General features: G+C 64.8%; 10 protein-coding genes and 3 pseudogenes. 7 read left to right on the forward strand and 6 right to left on the reverse strand.

Going from position 1 to position 14,908, the window contains the following annotated elements:
- Positions 1-291: 291 nt before the first annotated feature.
- A pseudogene (locus tag I5W_RS22065) lies at positions 292-1,086 on the forward strand (GAF domain-containing protein); the annotation flags it as partial.
- Here I5W_RS22065 and I5W_RS30375 read toward each other — a convergent pair.
- Positions 1,080-1,349, reverse strand: a pseudogene (locus tag I5W_RS30375) (tetracycline resistance MFS efflux pump); the annotation flags it as partial. The pseudogenes I5W_RS22065 and I5W_RS30375 sit on opposite strands and share 7 nt — an antisense overlap.
- Here I5W_RS30375 and I5W_RS22070 point away from each other — a divergent pair.
- From I5W_RS22070 to I5W_RS22080, 3 genes and pseudogenes are all read left to right on the forward strand, one after another.
- Positions 1,349-2,104, forward strand: a pseudogene (locus tag I5W_RS22070) (methyl-accepting chemotaxis protein); the annotation flags it as partial. The pseudogenes I5W_RS30375 and I5W_RS22070 overlap by 1 nt on opposite strands.
- 575 nt (positions 2,105-2,679) lie before the next feature.
- The gene (locus tag I5W_RS22075) at positions 2,680-3,249 is read left to right on the forward strand and encodes a DNA-3-methyladenine glycosylase I (protein WP_044530849.1); all 570 of its coding nucleotides are present in this window, start codon (positions 2,680-2,682) and stop codon (positions 3,247-3,249) included.
- A gap of 157 nt (positions 3,250-3,406) precedes the next feature.
- Positions 3,407-6,337, forward strand: coding sequence for a DNA translocase FtsK (locus I5W_RS22080; protein WP_044530850.1), 2,931 nt, complete (start codon positions 3,407-3,409; stop codon positions 6,335-6,337).
- A gap of 79 nt (positions 6,338-6,416) precedes the next feature.
- On the opposite strand, the gene I5W_RS22085 is transcribed toward I5W_RS22080, so the two are convergent.
- Entirely contained in the window at positions 6,417-7,850 is a 1,434-nt protein-coding gene (locus I5W_RS22085; RefSeq protein ID WP_044530851.1) for an NAD-dependent succinate-semialdehyde dehydrogenase, read from the reverse strand.
- Between the two features lie 298 nt (positions 7,851-8,148).
- Between I5W_RS22085 and I5W_RS33655 the strand changes: the two genes are divergently transcribed.
- Together I5W_RS33655 and I5W_RS22095 are read left to right on the forward strand one after the other, a co-directional pair.
- Positions 8,149-8,658, forward strand: coding sequence for a hypothetical protein (locus I5W_RS33655; protein ID WP_252717173.1), 510 nt, complete (start codon positions 8,149-8,151; stop codon positions 8,656-8,658).
- Complete coding sequence (locus I5W_RS22095) at positions 8,616-9,569, forward strand: YihY/virulence factor BrkB family protein (RefSeq protein ID WP_044530853.1); 954 nt, start codon at positions 8,616-8,618, stop codon at positions 9,567-9,569. Before I5W_RS33655 ends, I5W_RS22095 begins: the two co-directional genes overlap by 43 nt.
- Here I5W_RS22095 and I5W_RS22100 read toward each other — a convergent pair.
- From I5W_RS22100 to I5W_RS22115, 4 genes are read right to left on the reverse strand one after another with little or no spacing between them, the layout of a single operon-like run.
- Positions 9,512-10,246, reverse strand: a complete 735-nt coding sequence (locus tag I5W_RS22100) for a glycosyltransferase (RefSeq protein WP_044530854.1) — start codon at positions 10,244-10,246, stop codon at positions 9,512-9,514. The two genes, I5W_RS22095 and I5W_RS22100, sit on opposite strands and share 58 nt — an antisense overlap.
- 27 nt (positions 10,247-10,273) lie before the next feature.
- Positions 10,274-10,885 carry an SAM-dependent methyltransferase gene (locus I5W_RS22105; protein ID WP_044530855.1) on the reverse strand — a complete coding sequence of 204 codons (612 nt, stop codon included), beginning with the start codon at positions 10,883-10,885 and terminating at the stop codon, positions 10,274-10,276.
- The gene (locus I5W_RS22110) at positions 10,882-11,664 is read right to left on the reverse strand and encodes a PIG-L deacetylase family protein (RefSeq protein ID WP_050010713.1); all 783 of its coding nucleotides are present in this window, start codon (positions 11,662-11,664) and stop codon (positions 10,882-10,884) included. The genes I5W_RS22105 and I5W_RS22110 overlap by 4 nt, the downstream gene beginning before the upstream one ends.
- Positions 11,652-12,716, reverse strand: a complete 1,065-nt coding sequence (locus I5W_RS22115; protein WP_083893602.1) for an acyl-CoA dehydrogenase — start codon at positions 12,714-12,716, stop codon at positions 11,652-11,654. The genes I5W_RS22110 and I5W_RS22115 overlap by 13 nt, the downstream gene beginning before the upstream one ends.
- Positions 12,717-13,013: 297 nt before the next feature.
- On the opposite strand from I5W_RS22115, the gene I5W_RS22120 reads away from it, so the two are divergent.
- The coding region (locus I5W_RS22120) for an FdhF/YdeP family oxidoreductase (protein WP_044530856.1) at positions 13,014-14,908 on the forward strand (1,895 nt) is incomplete at its 3' end.

The raw sequence follows: 14,908 nt of genomic DNA on the forward strand, positions 1-14,908 counted from the left end.
CCGAAGGGAGGGGCCCGTTTGGGCGAATTGTGCGTTAAGAATTTGGGTCAAGACGCCCAGTCTTGACCCAAAATTCGCCCCTTGCACTTCATCCCAAATGGGACTCGCTTGCACTCACGCCTATTGATGAAATGAGTTCTACAAAGAAGCGCCGGAATTGCCCTCGGCAATCACCTCGCCATGTCCATCCGCCAACGCCTCAGGGAGTAGCATGTTGCCAGCAGTCCATCCAGCAGCCCACGCTTGCCAAGTCGGCCAGTGCCGTTACTGCCGCGCTGGGAAGGAGGCAGCATGAGTGTCCAGGCCAACATGCACGATCTGGCGCCTACCGCGGGCGAGCACCGCGACATCGCCTACCGGCTGGAGCGACTGACCGATCTGTGCCGCGAGCTGGGCAGCAACCGCGACATCCCCATGTTGCTCGAACGCATCCTGCTGACCGCGCGCGACATCACCCGCGCCGATGGCGGCACGCTCTATCGCACCACCGACAATGGCGAGGCGCTGCGTTTCGATATCTCGGTCAACCAGACCCTGAAGATGCACCAGGGCGGCAGCAGCGGCCGCGCCGTCTCCACGCCCGAGATTGCTCTCACGCTGCCCGATGGCCAGCCCAATCTGAGCGCGGTGGCCGCCTACGCCGCCAATACCCGGCACTCGGTCAACATTGCCGACGTGTACCAGGCTAGCGGCTTCAACTTCAATGGGATGCGGCTCTTCGATGAGAAATATGGCTATCGCTCCAAATCCATCCTGACCGTGCCGATGCAGGATCACGAGGGCGAACTGGTGGGCGTGTTGCAGCTCGTCAATGCCATCGATCCCGACACTGGCGAGCCGCAGCCCTTCTCCGAGACCGACCAGCGCTTCATCGAAGCATTGGCGTCGCAGGCGGCCATGGCGATGACCAACCAGCAGTTGATCGGGCGCCTGGAAAACCTGTTCGAAAGCCTGATCAAGCTCATCAACATCGGCATCGGTGCCAAATCACCGCACACCGGTCGGCACTGCGAGCAGGTACCGCAACTGGCGATGATGCTGGCCGAGGAATCCGTTAGCGAGGTGCCGCCGGCTTCCATTCAGGTCGAGGTGGCCCGGCTCCATGCACCGCGACGCAACGCGGGGAGGCAGACAAGGTATAGGGCGGCGCCTACAATCCATGCCAACCCGTTCCATGTGCTCGCCGAGGCGGCATAAATCGCCGTGACGATCAGCGGTCCAATGATCGAAGTTAGGCTGGTAAGAGCCGCGAGCGATCCTTGAAGCTGTCCCTGATGGTCGTCATCTACCTGCCTGGACAGCATGGCCTGCAACGCGGGCATCCCGATGCCGCCGGAAGCGAGAAGAATCCACGGCCAGCGCCGAGATTTCCAAGGGCAACAACGACCTGGCGCAACGCACCGAATCGCAGGCCTCGGCCCTGGAAGAGACCGCTGCCTCGATGGAAGAACTGAGCACTACCGTCACCCAGAACGTGGAAAGCGCGCGCGAAGCCGACAGCCTCACCAAGGCCGCCAGCGATATCGCCAGGAAGGGCGGCGAGGTGGTCTCGGAAGTGGTGCAGACCATGCGCAACATCAACGACAGCAGCAAGCACATCGCCGACATCATCGGCGTGATCGACGGCATTGCCTTCCAGACCAACATCCTGGCGCTCAATGCGGCGGTGGAAGCGGCCCGTGCCGGCGAGCAGGGCCGCGGCTTTGCGGTGGTGGCCTCCGAAGTGCGCAGCCTGGCCGGACGCTCGGCCGAGGCGGCCAAGCAGATCAAGGGACTTATCACGGTCAGCGTGGAGCGCATCGAACATGGCACGCAACTGGTCGATCAGGCCGGGCAGACCATGGATGAAGTGGTGGCCTCGGTGGCGCGGGTGACCGACATCATGAGCCGCATCAACGAAGCCAGCGTGGAGCAAAGCGCCGGTGTGGGGCAGGTCAGCGAGGCAGTCACCCAGATGGACCAGGTCACGCAGCAGAACGCGGCCCTGGTCGAGCAGACCGCAGCCGCGGCCGAAAGCCTCAAGGGCCAGGCGCAACAATTGGTCAATGCGATGTCGGTGTTCAAGCTGGCCCAGGAACGCTTGACGCTGGATCTGGTGGAGTGAGCTAGAGGTAAGATGTAAGATGTAAGAGGTAAGAGGTCTGAGCTCTGCGCTCTGCGCAGAGCAGCTCAGACCAGTGCATTGCAGTCCAGGGCAGCGTCATGCTGCCATGGGCTATTGAGCCTCAGCACGTCCGGCCGCAATAGCTGGACGTGGCGCTTTGCGCGCTTCCAACTGCCCGGCGGCAACACAGGCTGGTCGCCGGCCTAGGGCTGCCGGTGTTGACTTGTCCCGTGCCGCTGCTCAACGCTGCCCTCAGGCATTCCCCTTCCCGATAACAAGAGCCGTCCCGCTAATTTTTTGCGTCACCTGACGTATCACGGCAAACTGTTCGGTATGATGGCCGTCCAGTCCCCTGACCCGTCACATCTGCCGTGACATGCGCAGGCGGCAGCGGTCGGCAAGCAACGTGCTCATGTGGTCATGCGGATGTCGTGCTGGATGGCGATGCTGCCGATATTTCCTGAAAGATATATGATCTGTCGGCAATTCGGGCCATGGGCATCGAGGAGTTCCCGATTGACCCGCCCGACCCGGCGCAGCCTGCCTAGAAGGCAGGACGAAAGCAAACACTGACCATGAATCCATCTCCGATCCGCTGCGGCTGGGTCAACCTCGCCAATCCTCGTTACGTTGACTATCACGACCATGAATGGGGCGTGCCCTGCCACGATGAGACCCGTCTGTTTGAAATGCTGAACCTGGAAGGCGCCCAGGCCGGGCTCTCATGGGAAACCGTACTGAACAAGCGCGACAGTTACCGCGAGGCCTTCGACGGCTGGGACGCCGACAAGATCGCCCGCTACGATGAGCGCCGGGTGGCGCAACTGCTGGCCAATCCCGGCATCGTGCGCAATCGCCTCAAGGTGGCGGCCACCATTGGCAATGCCCGCGCCTATCTCAAGCTGTGCGAGGAAGTGGGCGGGCTCGATCCCTATCTGTGGGGCCATGTCGATGGCCAGCCCATCGTCAACCGCTGGGCGTCGTTGGCCGATTGCCCGGCCAAGACGCCATTGTCGGACGCCATTTCCAAGGACCTGGCCCGGCGCGGCTTCAAGTTCGTCGGTTCCACCATCATCTACGCCTACCTGCAAGGCGGGGGCGTGATCAACGACCACGTGCGCGATTGCCATTGCCATGCCGGCTAAGGTGCAGGGACCAACCTACACCAAAGGACGGCGCCAGCTCAGGTGGCTGGGGTCGGGTTTGGTTTACACTCGCAGCCTGCGGCGCGCATTGGCGTTGTCCGAATAGATTCACGAGGCCGGCTGGCGTCTTGCCAGGCCGGTGAAGTTTGGGAGTAGCATGATTTTCGTCAAATGGTTTGGCTGGTCGGTCCTCTGGCTGCTGCCGCTGCTGCTGCGCACGGTAGTGCGCGCGCTCGGCCGCAAGTCGCTCTTCGGGGGCCGCGGTGCCATTCGCCTGTGGTGCGGCAGCCTGTTGTTGCTGGCGGCCAGCGCTGCGCTGGAGTCGCTGGTCCGCGCCCAACTCAGTTCCAGCGACGATGGCCCCAGTGCGGCGCTGTTCGGCGCGGCCCTCATGGAGGGCCTGGGTGGCAAGATCAACAAATGGCTGGCGGCCCTGCTGATGCTGGGCTTGCTGGCGCTGGGCCTGAAATGGCTGCTGGGGGCCATCTTCAGCCGGGCTGCTGCCAGCGAGCGGGACGATCATCCCGAACTGGACCTGGGCCCGCCGCGCCGCGGCAGCATCGAAAGCGAACGGGTGCGCTTGAGCAGCCCGCACGCCCATGGCGGCAGTGGTGCGCGCAGCAGTTTCCCGGCCGCGAGCGAGCGTCGCCCGCCGGTCAGCCGCGCGCCTGCGCCTAAACGCGGGCCGGCCGCTTCGCCGTTCGAACCGCGTCCGCGCCCGGCCCGCCTGACGCCGGCCGCGCCACCGACGCCGCCCGCGCCCCGTCCGGCCGAGGGCGCAGCCCGCGATGACTGGAAAGTCCCGCTCTCGGCCATCACCGGAAACCATCCTCGCCAGCAACACACGGGGCCAGGCGGGCCGGGTGGCCAGGGTGGAAAATGGCCTTCGCTCAATCCCCGTCAAGCCGATCCGGCTGCCAAGCCGCGTCCTGAATCCGAATGGGCGGCCTTCGAAAGCCTGCGTCCGACCGAGGCCATGCTGGCCCGCGCCGCCGCCAGCCGCGCCATCTCCGCGGCCAGCGCAGCGGCCGATGCCAGCCTGTCACGGGCCAGCAATCCGACGCCACCGATTCGTCCCATTCCCTCCTCGATTGCTCGTGGCAACCCGACCTCGACCATGCCGCCGTCACCGGCCACCCGCAGCATCCGCATCAGCAGTGTGGGCCGCGCTGGCCAGCCGCCCGGTGATACCGCAGGCCGGCCGGCCGAGCGCGCCGACCTGGTGCCGACGCGCCTGATGCGCTCGCTGCAGGAGAGCAGCGCGCCTGAACCGTTGCCGCCGTCGGCCCCGATCGTGCCGCTGGCGCAGCAAGCGCCTGCCGAGCCCATGGCACCGCCGCCAAGCTTGCCGCCGCTGCCCACACCCACGGCCTTGCCGCCAGCCCCCGAGCCTGAACCGGTCCAACAGGAACCGATCGACCTCGGCACCTTCAATGCACCCTGGTTCGACATGCTGCCCGATCCTGTGCCTGCTCCGTCTCCTCTTCAGGCGGCGCCGACGCCCTCCTTCACGGTGCATCAGCCGCCCGCCGTGCCGCACTATACGCAGCCGGCTGCCCTGTCCTATGGCGCGCAGGAGGATGAGCCGCACGTGGACATTCCCTTGCCCTCGCTGGACCTGCTCGATGAAGTGCCGGAGTCGCGCATCGAAATCGATCCCCAGCAACTGGAGGAAACCGGTCGCCTGATCGAACAGCGCCTGCGCGAATTCAAGGTGCCGGTGACCGTGCTGGGCGCCGAGGCCGGCCCGGTGATTACCCGCTTCGAGGTGGAACCGGCGCAGGGCGTGCGCGGCGCCCAGGTGGTGAACCTGATGAAGGATCTGTCCCGCGCCCTGGGCCTGACTTCCATCCGCGTGGTCGAGACCATCCCCGGCAAGACCTGCATGGGCCTGGAGTTGCCCAATGCGCGCCGGCAGATGATCAAGCTTTCCGAGATCGTGCATTCGCAGGCTTATCGCAAGTCGGCTTCGCATCTCACCATTGCCATGGGCAAGGACATCACCGGCACCCCCGTGGTGACCGACCTGGCGCGCGCGCCGCACATGCTGGTGGCCGGTACCACCGGTTCGGGCAAGTCGGTGGCCATCAATGCCATGATCCTCTCGCTGCTCTACAAGGCCACCCCCGAGGAAGTGCGCCTGATCATGATCGACCCCAAGATGCTGGAGTTGTCCATCTATGAAGGCATCCCGCACCTGCTGGCGCCGGTGGTGACCGACATGCGCGAAGCGGCGCACGCCCTGAACTGGGCGGTGGAAGAGATGGAACGCCGCTACAAGAAGATGTCCAAGCTGGGCGTGCGCAACCTGGCCGGCTACAACCAGAAGCTCGATGAAGCCGCCGCCCGTGGCGAGAAGATTCCCAATCCCTTCAGCCTCACGCCGGACGCCCCCGAGCCGCTGGAAAATCTGCCCACCATCGTCATCGTCATCGATGAACTGGCCGACCTGATGATGGTGGTCGGCAAGAAGGTCGAAGAGTTGATCGCTCGCCTGGCGCAGAAGGCGCGCGCGGCCGGCATCCACCTGATCCTGGCCACCCAGCGCCCATCGGTGGATGTGATCACTGGCCTGATCAAGGCCAATATCCCGACCCGCGTGGCCTTCCAGGTCTCTTCCAAGATCGACTCGCGCACCGTGCTGGACCAGATGGGAGCCGAGTCGCTGCTGGGCCATGGCGACATGCTGTTCCTGCCGCCCGGCTCGGGTTATCCGCAGCGCGTGCATGGCGCTTTTGTCTCGGATGAGGAAGTGCACCGCGTGGTGGAATACCTGAAGTCCTTCGGCGAGCCACGCTACATCGAAGAAATCCTGGCGCCGCCGATCTCAGAGGACACCGCCCAGGCCGACATGTTTGCCGGCGGCGAGGGTGGCGATGCCGAATCCGATCCGCTCTACGACGAAGCCGTGGCCTTCGTGCTCAAGACGCGCCGGGCCTCCATCTCCTCGGTGCAGCGCCAATTGCGCATCGGCTACAACCGCGCTGCGCGGCTGGTGGAGCAGATGGAAACGGCCGGCGTGCTCTCGGCCATGTCGCGCAATGGCAGCCGCGACATCCTGGTACCGCCTTCGGGAGGCGAGGAATAGGCATTGCAAGACCCCCGCAAACAAAAACGGCGAACCTTTGCGGGTTCGCCGTTTTTGCATGAGCACAGAGGCTAAGTCATCAGATATCTAACTGGGTCACCAGCTTGGTATTGATGTAGGCCTCAATGGCTTCGGTCCCGCCTTCGGAGCCGTAGCCGCTGTCCTTGATGCCGCCGAAGGGCAGTTCCGGCAGGGCCAGGCCCAGGTGGTTGATGGTCAACATGCCGCTTTCCACGCGCGCCGCCAGGGCGTGCTTGGTGTGCGCCGACTTGGCGAAGGCATAGGCGGCCAGACCGAAGGGCAGGCGATTGGCTTCGGCGATCACTTCATCAAGGGACTCGAAGGAATTGATCAGGGCCAGCGGGCCGAAGGGTTCTTCGTTCATCACGCGGGCGTTCAGCGCAATATTGGTCAGCACGGTGGGCTGGAAGAAGTAACCCTTGTTACCAATGCGCTTGCCACCGGTGCGCAGTTGCGCGCCTTGCGCGACGGCGTCGTCGATGAGCGCTTCCAGCGCCGGGATGCGCCGCTTGTTGGCCACCGGCCCCATGTTCACGCCGGCTTCCAGGCCATTGCCCACCTTCAGTTGCTCGGCATAGGTGACGAACTTGTCGACGAAGGCATTGAACACACCCTTCTGTACCAGGAAGCGGGTCGGCGAGACGCACACCTGGCCGGCATTGCGGAACTTGGCCGCGGCCAGGGTCTTGGCCGCCACTTCCACGTCCACGTCATCGAACACCATGGCCGGCGCGTGACCGCCCAGTTCCATGGTGGCGCGCTTCATGTACTGGCCGGCCAGCGCCGCCAATTGCTTGCCCACCGGGGTGGAGCCGGTGAAGGAAATCTTCTTGATCACCGGATGCGGGATCAGGTATTCCGAGATCTCGGCCGGCACGCCATAGACCAGGTTGATCACGCCAGCCGGCACGCCCGCATCGGCATAGGCGCGGATCAGTTCAGCCGGCGAGGCCGGGGTTTCTTCCGGGGCCTTGACGATGATGGAGCAGCCGGCAGCCAGGGCCGCTGAGAGCTTGCGCACCACCTGGTTGATCGGGAAATTCCAGGGCGTGAAGGCGGCCACCGGGCCGACCGGCTCCTTGATCACCATCTGGTAGGCGCCCGGCACGCGGGCCGGCACCAGGCGACCGTAGGTGCGACGCGCTTCCTCGGCGAACCAGTCGATGGTATCGGCCGCACCCAGGGTTTCCATCTTGGCTTCGGCCAACGGCTTGCCTTGTTCCTGGGTCATCAGGCGCGCCACGTCCTCGGCGCGCTCGCGCAGCAGGTCGGCGGCGCGGCGCATGATCTTGGAGCGCTCGAAGGCGGACATGTTGCGCCAGGTCTCGAAGCCCTTCTTTGCCGCTTCCAGGGCGCGGTCCAGGTCGCTGCGGTCAGCGTGGGCGATCTTGCCGATCACTTCCTCGGTGGCCGGGTTGATGACATCGATGGTGCGACCGGAAGCGCTGGCGGTCCATTCACCGTTGATGAAAAGCTGTACGTCCTTATACATGGGCTATCCTCGTTGGTCAGGTTGGGGCAGGGCCACCGCTGCCAGGTGGGCGCGACGGCCGGGAGAATTCAGGCAGACCCGCCGGGGGCGGTCTGGTTCATGCGCATTGCGAGACCACCACGGTGGCGGCGCGAAGACTGTCTTAAGACTGTCTTTATACCACGCGCGATCATTTCGCGTCGCTTGCCCAATCGCCGTCAGCGGCTTCCTACAAGGCTGGACGGGCGGGCAGCAACGAGGAACAATCGAGCTCGCCCGCCAGTCACACCGCCACAACAATATGCAGCCGAGGCCCCTCATGAGCAGCTCTTACGACCCCTTGCGCTCCCGTCATCCTGGCGTCACCGATGCTGCGCCGGAGCCTGCCGATCTCACTCCCGTGCGTGATGAACAGCACGAGCAGGATGACGATGGCCTCTCCGGTGGCGCTCTGGTAGCCGGCTTCGTGCTCAGTGCCGGCCTCGGACTCTGGCTGGGCCGCAAGCGTCGGCAGCGGCGCGCGCAAGCGGTGTCGCCGGGCGCTCCTGCTACCCCTTGCGAGCGCGAGCTCATCCCGCATGGTCTGGAGCGCGCCTTGCGCCTGGTGAGCCTGGCCATGCCGCTCATCGCTGCCTGGCGCCGGGGTTCGGCGCGCGCCAAGGTGGCGGCAGCCAAGGCCCAGCTGGAAAAACCGCCGCCACCCGACGCCCCGGCCCGGGTGGACTCGTCAAGGCCAGACTGGAGCCGCTCCCTTCGGATTACCTGGACCCGGCGGCCGAGGTCAAGATGCTCAAGGGCGGCACGCGCGCCCAGCAAGCCTGGCAGATGACGGTGGCGGCCATCGATGCCTGGATCACCGACTTCGCCCCCAGCATGGGCGCAGCCATCGCCTACTACACCATCTTCTCGATTGCCCCCATGCTGGTGATCGCCATTGCAGTGGCCGGCATGTTGTTCGGCCATGATGCGGCCCAGGGCGAGATCGTCAACCAGATCCGCGACATCGTCGGCACCGAGGGCGCCTTCGCCATCCAGGGGCTGCTGCGCTCGGTGAGCCAGCCGCGTGAAGGCATGATCGCCGCCGGTATTTCGGTGGTGACCCTGGTCATCGGGGCCACGGCCGTGTTCTCGGAATTGCAGAGTGCGCTCGATCGCATCTGGCGCATCCCCGTGGTCAAGCGCAAGAGTGGTGTGTGGCAACTGGCACGCACGCGGCTACTGTCCTTCGGACTGATCCTGGGGCTGGGTTTCCTGCTGATCATCTCGCTGGTGGTCAGCGCCGCACTGGCGGCATTGGGGCGCTGGTGGGGCGGCTGGTTCGAGGGTTGGCAACTGGTGCTGCAATTGCTCAACTTCGTGTTGTCCTTCGTGGTGTTCTCTACGCTGTTTTCGATGATCTACAAGTTCATGCCGCGCGTGACCCTGTCCTGGCATGACGTGTGGATCGGCGCGGTGGCCACCACGGTGCTGTTCATCATCGGCAAATACCTGATCGGCCTGTACCTGGGCAGTACCGGCATGACCTCCGGTTTTGGTGCAGCCGGTTCGTTTGCGCTGTTGCTGCTGTGGATTTACTACTCGGCCCAGATCTTCCTGCTGGGGGCGGAGTTCACCTGGATCTACGCCAACAATTTCGGCTCCCGCGCCAGACGGCAAAAGCTGGTCAATACCGTGCAAGAGCATCACGTGAGCCTGGAACAGGCGCAACAGGTGGTACGCACCGAGACCCTTTCCCGTTGAGGCGAGCGCGCCAGATGGGCGCGTTCCTCCACGTCCCATTGCCGCAAGGTATCGCCAAAGCCGCCGCGCACCTTGCTATGGGCGCGTGTGCTGGTGACTACGCGCACGCTGGCGCTCCAGGCGATGCGCACATCGATGGCTTGCAGTGCCCGCACCAGCCCCACGTCCTCATGGCACGGCAGGGGCGGAAAGCCCCCAGCGCGCAAATAGGCTTGCGTGGAAACTCCGAAGTTGGCGCCGTGGATGTGGCGGTGTTCGTCGCGATCCTGATAGTGACGTGCGAAGCGCTGCTGCACCTGGGGTGGATGGCCCTGCCAGCCATCCGGGCTGACCGTGCCGCATACGGCATCGACTTGCAAATGCAGTTGAGCGACTAGCCAGTCGGGCGCGACCAGGGTATCGGCGTCGGTGAAGGCCAGCCAGCGCGCGCCCTGCGCGATCAGCGCGGCGGCCCCGTGATGGCGCGCCAGGCCCACATTGCGTACCTGCAGCGGCAACACGGTCACGGGATGACGCTGCGCAATCGCTGCGGAGGCATCGCTGCAACTGTCGAGCACCACCACGATGCTCACCGGCTCGCCCGCTAATGCCGGATGGCGTGCCGCTTGACACGCGGCGTGTAGACAGGCGTGCAGGCTGGCTTCTTCATCGTGGGCGGGAATGACGATGCCTATCATGGCGGCTCCTTGGGGGCGGGTGGCGAGTCATGGGTCGTATGAGGTTCCCGTCTTGCGCCAGAGGTCGATCAGGATCTCTTCATCTTCATAGCAAGCCTGGCGCTTGAGGTGGGCGTGGGCATCGATGAGCTGGTGCAGATGGCGCGTGGCCAGCAGGCGGTCGTCGAAATCCTTCTTCCAGTGGCAGGCCAGCAGATGTCCCTCCGGGGCCAGGCCGCCCACCGCGAGGGCCACCATCTGGGCCATTTGCGGCGCATCGAAGTAATAGCAAAGTTCGGAAAACACGATCAGTTCAAAGGGCGGCACATCCTGCGCCGGCACCGGCCACTGTTCGGGCAGCACCTGCAGGCGCACCTGCACGTGGGGCAGGTGGGCGGTCTTTTGGCGGGTGATGCGTACTGCTTCCTCGCAAAAATCGGAAGCGATCAAAGTCTGACAGCGTGCCGCCAGTTGCAGAGTCAGTTCGCCGCTGCCGCAGCCGGGCTCGAAGATGACTCCGCAGTGCTGGCGCGGCAGCATTGCCTGGACGATGGCGCGCTTGCGTTGCTCATACCAACTGGTACCGGTGTCCCAGGGATCGGTACTGGCTGCATAGAGCTCATCGAAGTGGCCGCTGGCCGATGTGGGTCCTGTGGTCATAGGAAAAACACTTCATAGGGACGCACGAAATGCGCCAGCACCCCGGCCGGCAGTACCGGGTCCCGCTGGCCATCGCGGCTGATCTGGCTGTGGTAGCAGCGTAGGGCGCGGCGCTTCTTGAGGCTGGTCTCGGCGTCCAGGTTCAGCTTGTGGGCCCGGACCCAGGGAAAATCGCCGCCCAGCGGCTGCGTCCTGTGCCAGCCCCAGATGGGTACTTCCACCAGCTTGCAGCCCAGTTCCTGTTCCAGTTCGGCGGCCACTTCGCCCACGGTCTCGTGATCGGGATGGCCATCCATGCGCCACGGGGCGAAGACAATGTCGGTATGGCGCAATTGTGCGATCAGCCAAGCCTTCAGCTCCAGCCGGTGCTGCCCGATCCGACCATCGGGAATGCGGGTGCGCAGTATCTGAGCCTGGCCTGCACCCAGGCAGTGCAGCGCGGCGATGCTCTCGGCCGGGCGCAACAGCGGTAAGCGTGCAGCCAGCGGCGAGCTCTCTGGATGGCTGTGCTCGCCATCGCTCACGGCCACCACCGCGATCTCGCGCATCAGGTTGGCCAACTGTGCGATCAGACCACCACAACCCAGGGTTTCGTCATCGGGATGGGGCGCCAGGATCACCGCCCGCGAACGCGGCGGCACCAACTGGCCCAGTTCCAGTTCGGGCAGGGCGTGCAGGCGCTGGCAGCCTTGCCAACTGGCTTCGGAAGTGCCCTGCAGTATGTCGATATGGCGCGCAGCGGTCGTAGGCGCTGCGGGCGTGGCGGTCAAAGTAAGCATGGGGCGGTTTCCTCTTCAAGGCTGGTCCTTGCCAGTGCTGCCAGGTCGCGTTCGGCATGGCTCTGGCGCAGCCACACTGGCAGGTCGGCCAGCAGTCGCGCACTGCGCCGGTGGTTGCAATAGGGATGGGGGCCGAGCGCACAGCCCAGGTCGTCGATGATCTGCAGACAGGCGCGTTCCACGATCAGGCGCGTGCGCAGGGCTTGCTGCATGGCGTTGGCGGCGGGACTGGCATCGATGCCGGCGGCGCTTTCGCGCAGGGCGGCGGCAGCCCCGTACAATGCGCATTGGGCACTGCCCAGACGCGCCAATGCATGGCTGTCGGCGCGCTGCACCAGGCGTTTGCGCATCAGCTCCACCAGGGCCGCTGCCGCCCCATACCAGCAGGCCGCGATGCCCATCCCGCCGTGCCAGAAGCCAGGACGCTCCAGGTAGAAACCGGGTGCACCGATCACCCGTGCCGAGGCGCTGCGCAGTTGTAGCCGTGCGGTGCGGGTGGCCGCCATGCCGATGGCGGCCCAGTCATCTTCGATGACGTCCACGCCGGCTTGCCCCAGATCCAGCGCCAGCAGCCAATAGCGGCCACGGTCATCACGTTCGCCCAGCAGTGCATGAGTGACGGCGGCCGCGCCGGAACACCAGTTTTTTTCACCGTCCAGGATGAGCTGGTCGGTGCCGGCATCCGTGCGCATGTGCAAGCTGCCGGGCCTTCCCTGGGCGCACCAGACGCCCCAGATGGAATGTGGCGGCGCATGTGCACCCGCTTCGGCCAGGATCGCCAAGGCATCGGTATGCGCTTCATAGAGCTTGGCCAACGACAAATCCTGCGCCGCCACCGCCGCCAACGCCTGCCAGCGCGCCAACGTCTGGCCCTGGCCAGGCAGCGGCAGTTGGTCCAGTGCACCCAGCACCAGTTGGCGCAGCAATCGGGCGTCCACTGCCGCCACCTGTTCATGGGGGCAGTCTGCCAGCGCAGGCGCGATGAATTCTTCCAGCGCAGCAGGCAGTCCGGGGCAGGGCGGGGCATAGCGTCGGGCTTGGTGGCTCATCATGACCACAATGCAGAAGGTTGGCAGGCAAGGGCGCGGCGAGGGACACCGCAACGCCAGCAGTATGCGTGCTCGCGCTAAGGCAGGATGTCGGTGCGCCGCTGTGTTTGGAGTAGGACTTCGTTAAGCCAGCGGTACGCTGTAGGAATCGGTTGCGCTGTAAATCGGTGCGACGCCTACAGCCAAATGGAGCCGTCGCTTCCATCATTGTCCACTCGGATGCTTCGGTCATCGATGAGTTGATCACCGATGCGCTGCGCCAACCATGACTGCCTCATTGACCACGCTCGGAGAAGCGACATGAAAACCAAGGACATCCCCGAACAAGCCCGTTTTGACGAATACAACAACGCTGCCGGTGGCTGGGGCTCGGTCAAGGCGCTCGGTTCCATCCTGCAGCAGGAACAGGTGATTGCCACCGGCACCCGCATCCTGATGAAGCAGAACAAGCCCGATGGCTTTGCCTGCGTGAGCTGTTCCTGGGCCAAGCCGGCTGATCCGCACCTGTTCGAATTCTGCGAAAACGGCGCCAAGGCGACCGCCTGGGAAATCACCGGCAAGCGCGCCACGCCTGAGTTCTTCGCGCGGCACACCGTCACCGAGATGGAAAGCTGGAACGACCTGGAGTTGGAATCCACTGGCCGCGTCACCGAGCCGATGAAGTACGACGCCGCCAGCGACCGCTACCTGCCGGTCTCCTGGAACGAGGCCTTCGATGACATCGCCGCCCGACTGCGCGCGATGGACCCGCGCCAGGTCGTCTTCTATGCCTCGGGGCGCGCCTCGCTGGAGACCTCTTACCTGTACCAGTTGATGGCCCGCATGTACGGTACCAACAACCTGCCCGACAGTTCCAACATGTGCCACGAATCCACCTCGGTGGCCTTGCCCGAGACCATTGGCGTGCCGGTAGGGACGATCACGCTGGAGGATTTCGAACAGACCGACTGCATTCTCTTCTTCGGGCACAACACCGGCACCAATGCCCCGCGCATGTTGCATCCGCTGGAAGGCGCCCGCCGGCGCGGGGTGCCGGTGATCACCTTCAATCCCTTGCGCGAGCGCGGCCTGGAGCGCTTCGTCAATCCGCAGTCGCCCAAGGAAATGATCACGCCCGCGCATACCGACATCAGTTCGCAATACGTGCAGATCAAGATCGGTGGCGACACCGCGGCCGTGCTCGGCATGGCCAAGCGCATCATCGAGCGCGATGACCGCGCCCGTGTCGAAGGCTTGCCGCGCCTGCTGGACCAGGCTTTCATCGATGAACACACCAGCGGTTTCGAGGACTTCGCCGCCGCCGCCCGTGCTGCCGACTGGAGCGAGATCGAGCGCCATGCCGGGGTTGCGCGCGCCGAGCTGGAACTGGCCGCCGACACCTATGCCGCAGCGGGTCGCGCCATGCTCATGTATGGCATGGGCGTGACCCAGCATCGCGAAGCGGTGCGCACCATCCACATGCTGACCAATCTCTTGCTCATGCGCGGCAACATCGGCAAGCCCGGCGCCGGCATCTGTCCGATCCGCGGACATTCCAACGTGCAGGGCCAGCGCACGGTGGGCATCACCGAAAAGCCGGAAATGGTGCCCAACGACAAGCTGCGTGCGCTCTATCATTTCGAACCGCCGATGGAGAAAGGCCTCAATACCGTGGAGGCCTGCGAGAAGATCCGCGATGGTGAACTGGCGGCCTTCTTCATGTTGGGCGGCAATTTCGTGCGCGCCATTCCCGACCATGGCGTGATGGAACCGGCCTGGCGCAAGCTGCCCCTCACGGTGCAGGTGGTGACCCATTTCAATCGCTCCTGCGTGATCCACGGCCAGACCGCCTATGTCCTGCCTTGCCTGGGGCGCATCGAGATCGACCGCCAGCGCAGTGGCGAACAGGCGGTGTCGGTGGAAGACAGCACCGGCTGTATGCACGGCTCGCGTGGCCGCGTCAAACCGGCTTCGCCGCACCTGCTCTCGGAGCCGGCCATCGTGGCCGAGCTGGCCAAGCGCCTGCTGCCGCCCAATCCGCACGTGGACTGGGATGGCTGGGTGGGCGACTATGCCCGCATCCGCGAGTCCATCGAGGCCACCTATCCCGATATCTTCCACGACTTCAATGCCCGCATGTGGAACCCGGGCGGCTTCCCGCGCCCACTGGCGGCGCGTCAACGGCAGTGGAAGACCCCCAATGGCCGGGCCAATTC

The organism is Herbaspirillum sp. B65 (genome assembly GCF_000333555.1).
GTDB lineage: Bacteria > Pseudomonadota > Gammaproteobacteria > Burkholderiales > Burkholderiaceae_D > Herbaspirillum > Herbaspirillum rubrisubalbicans.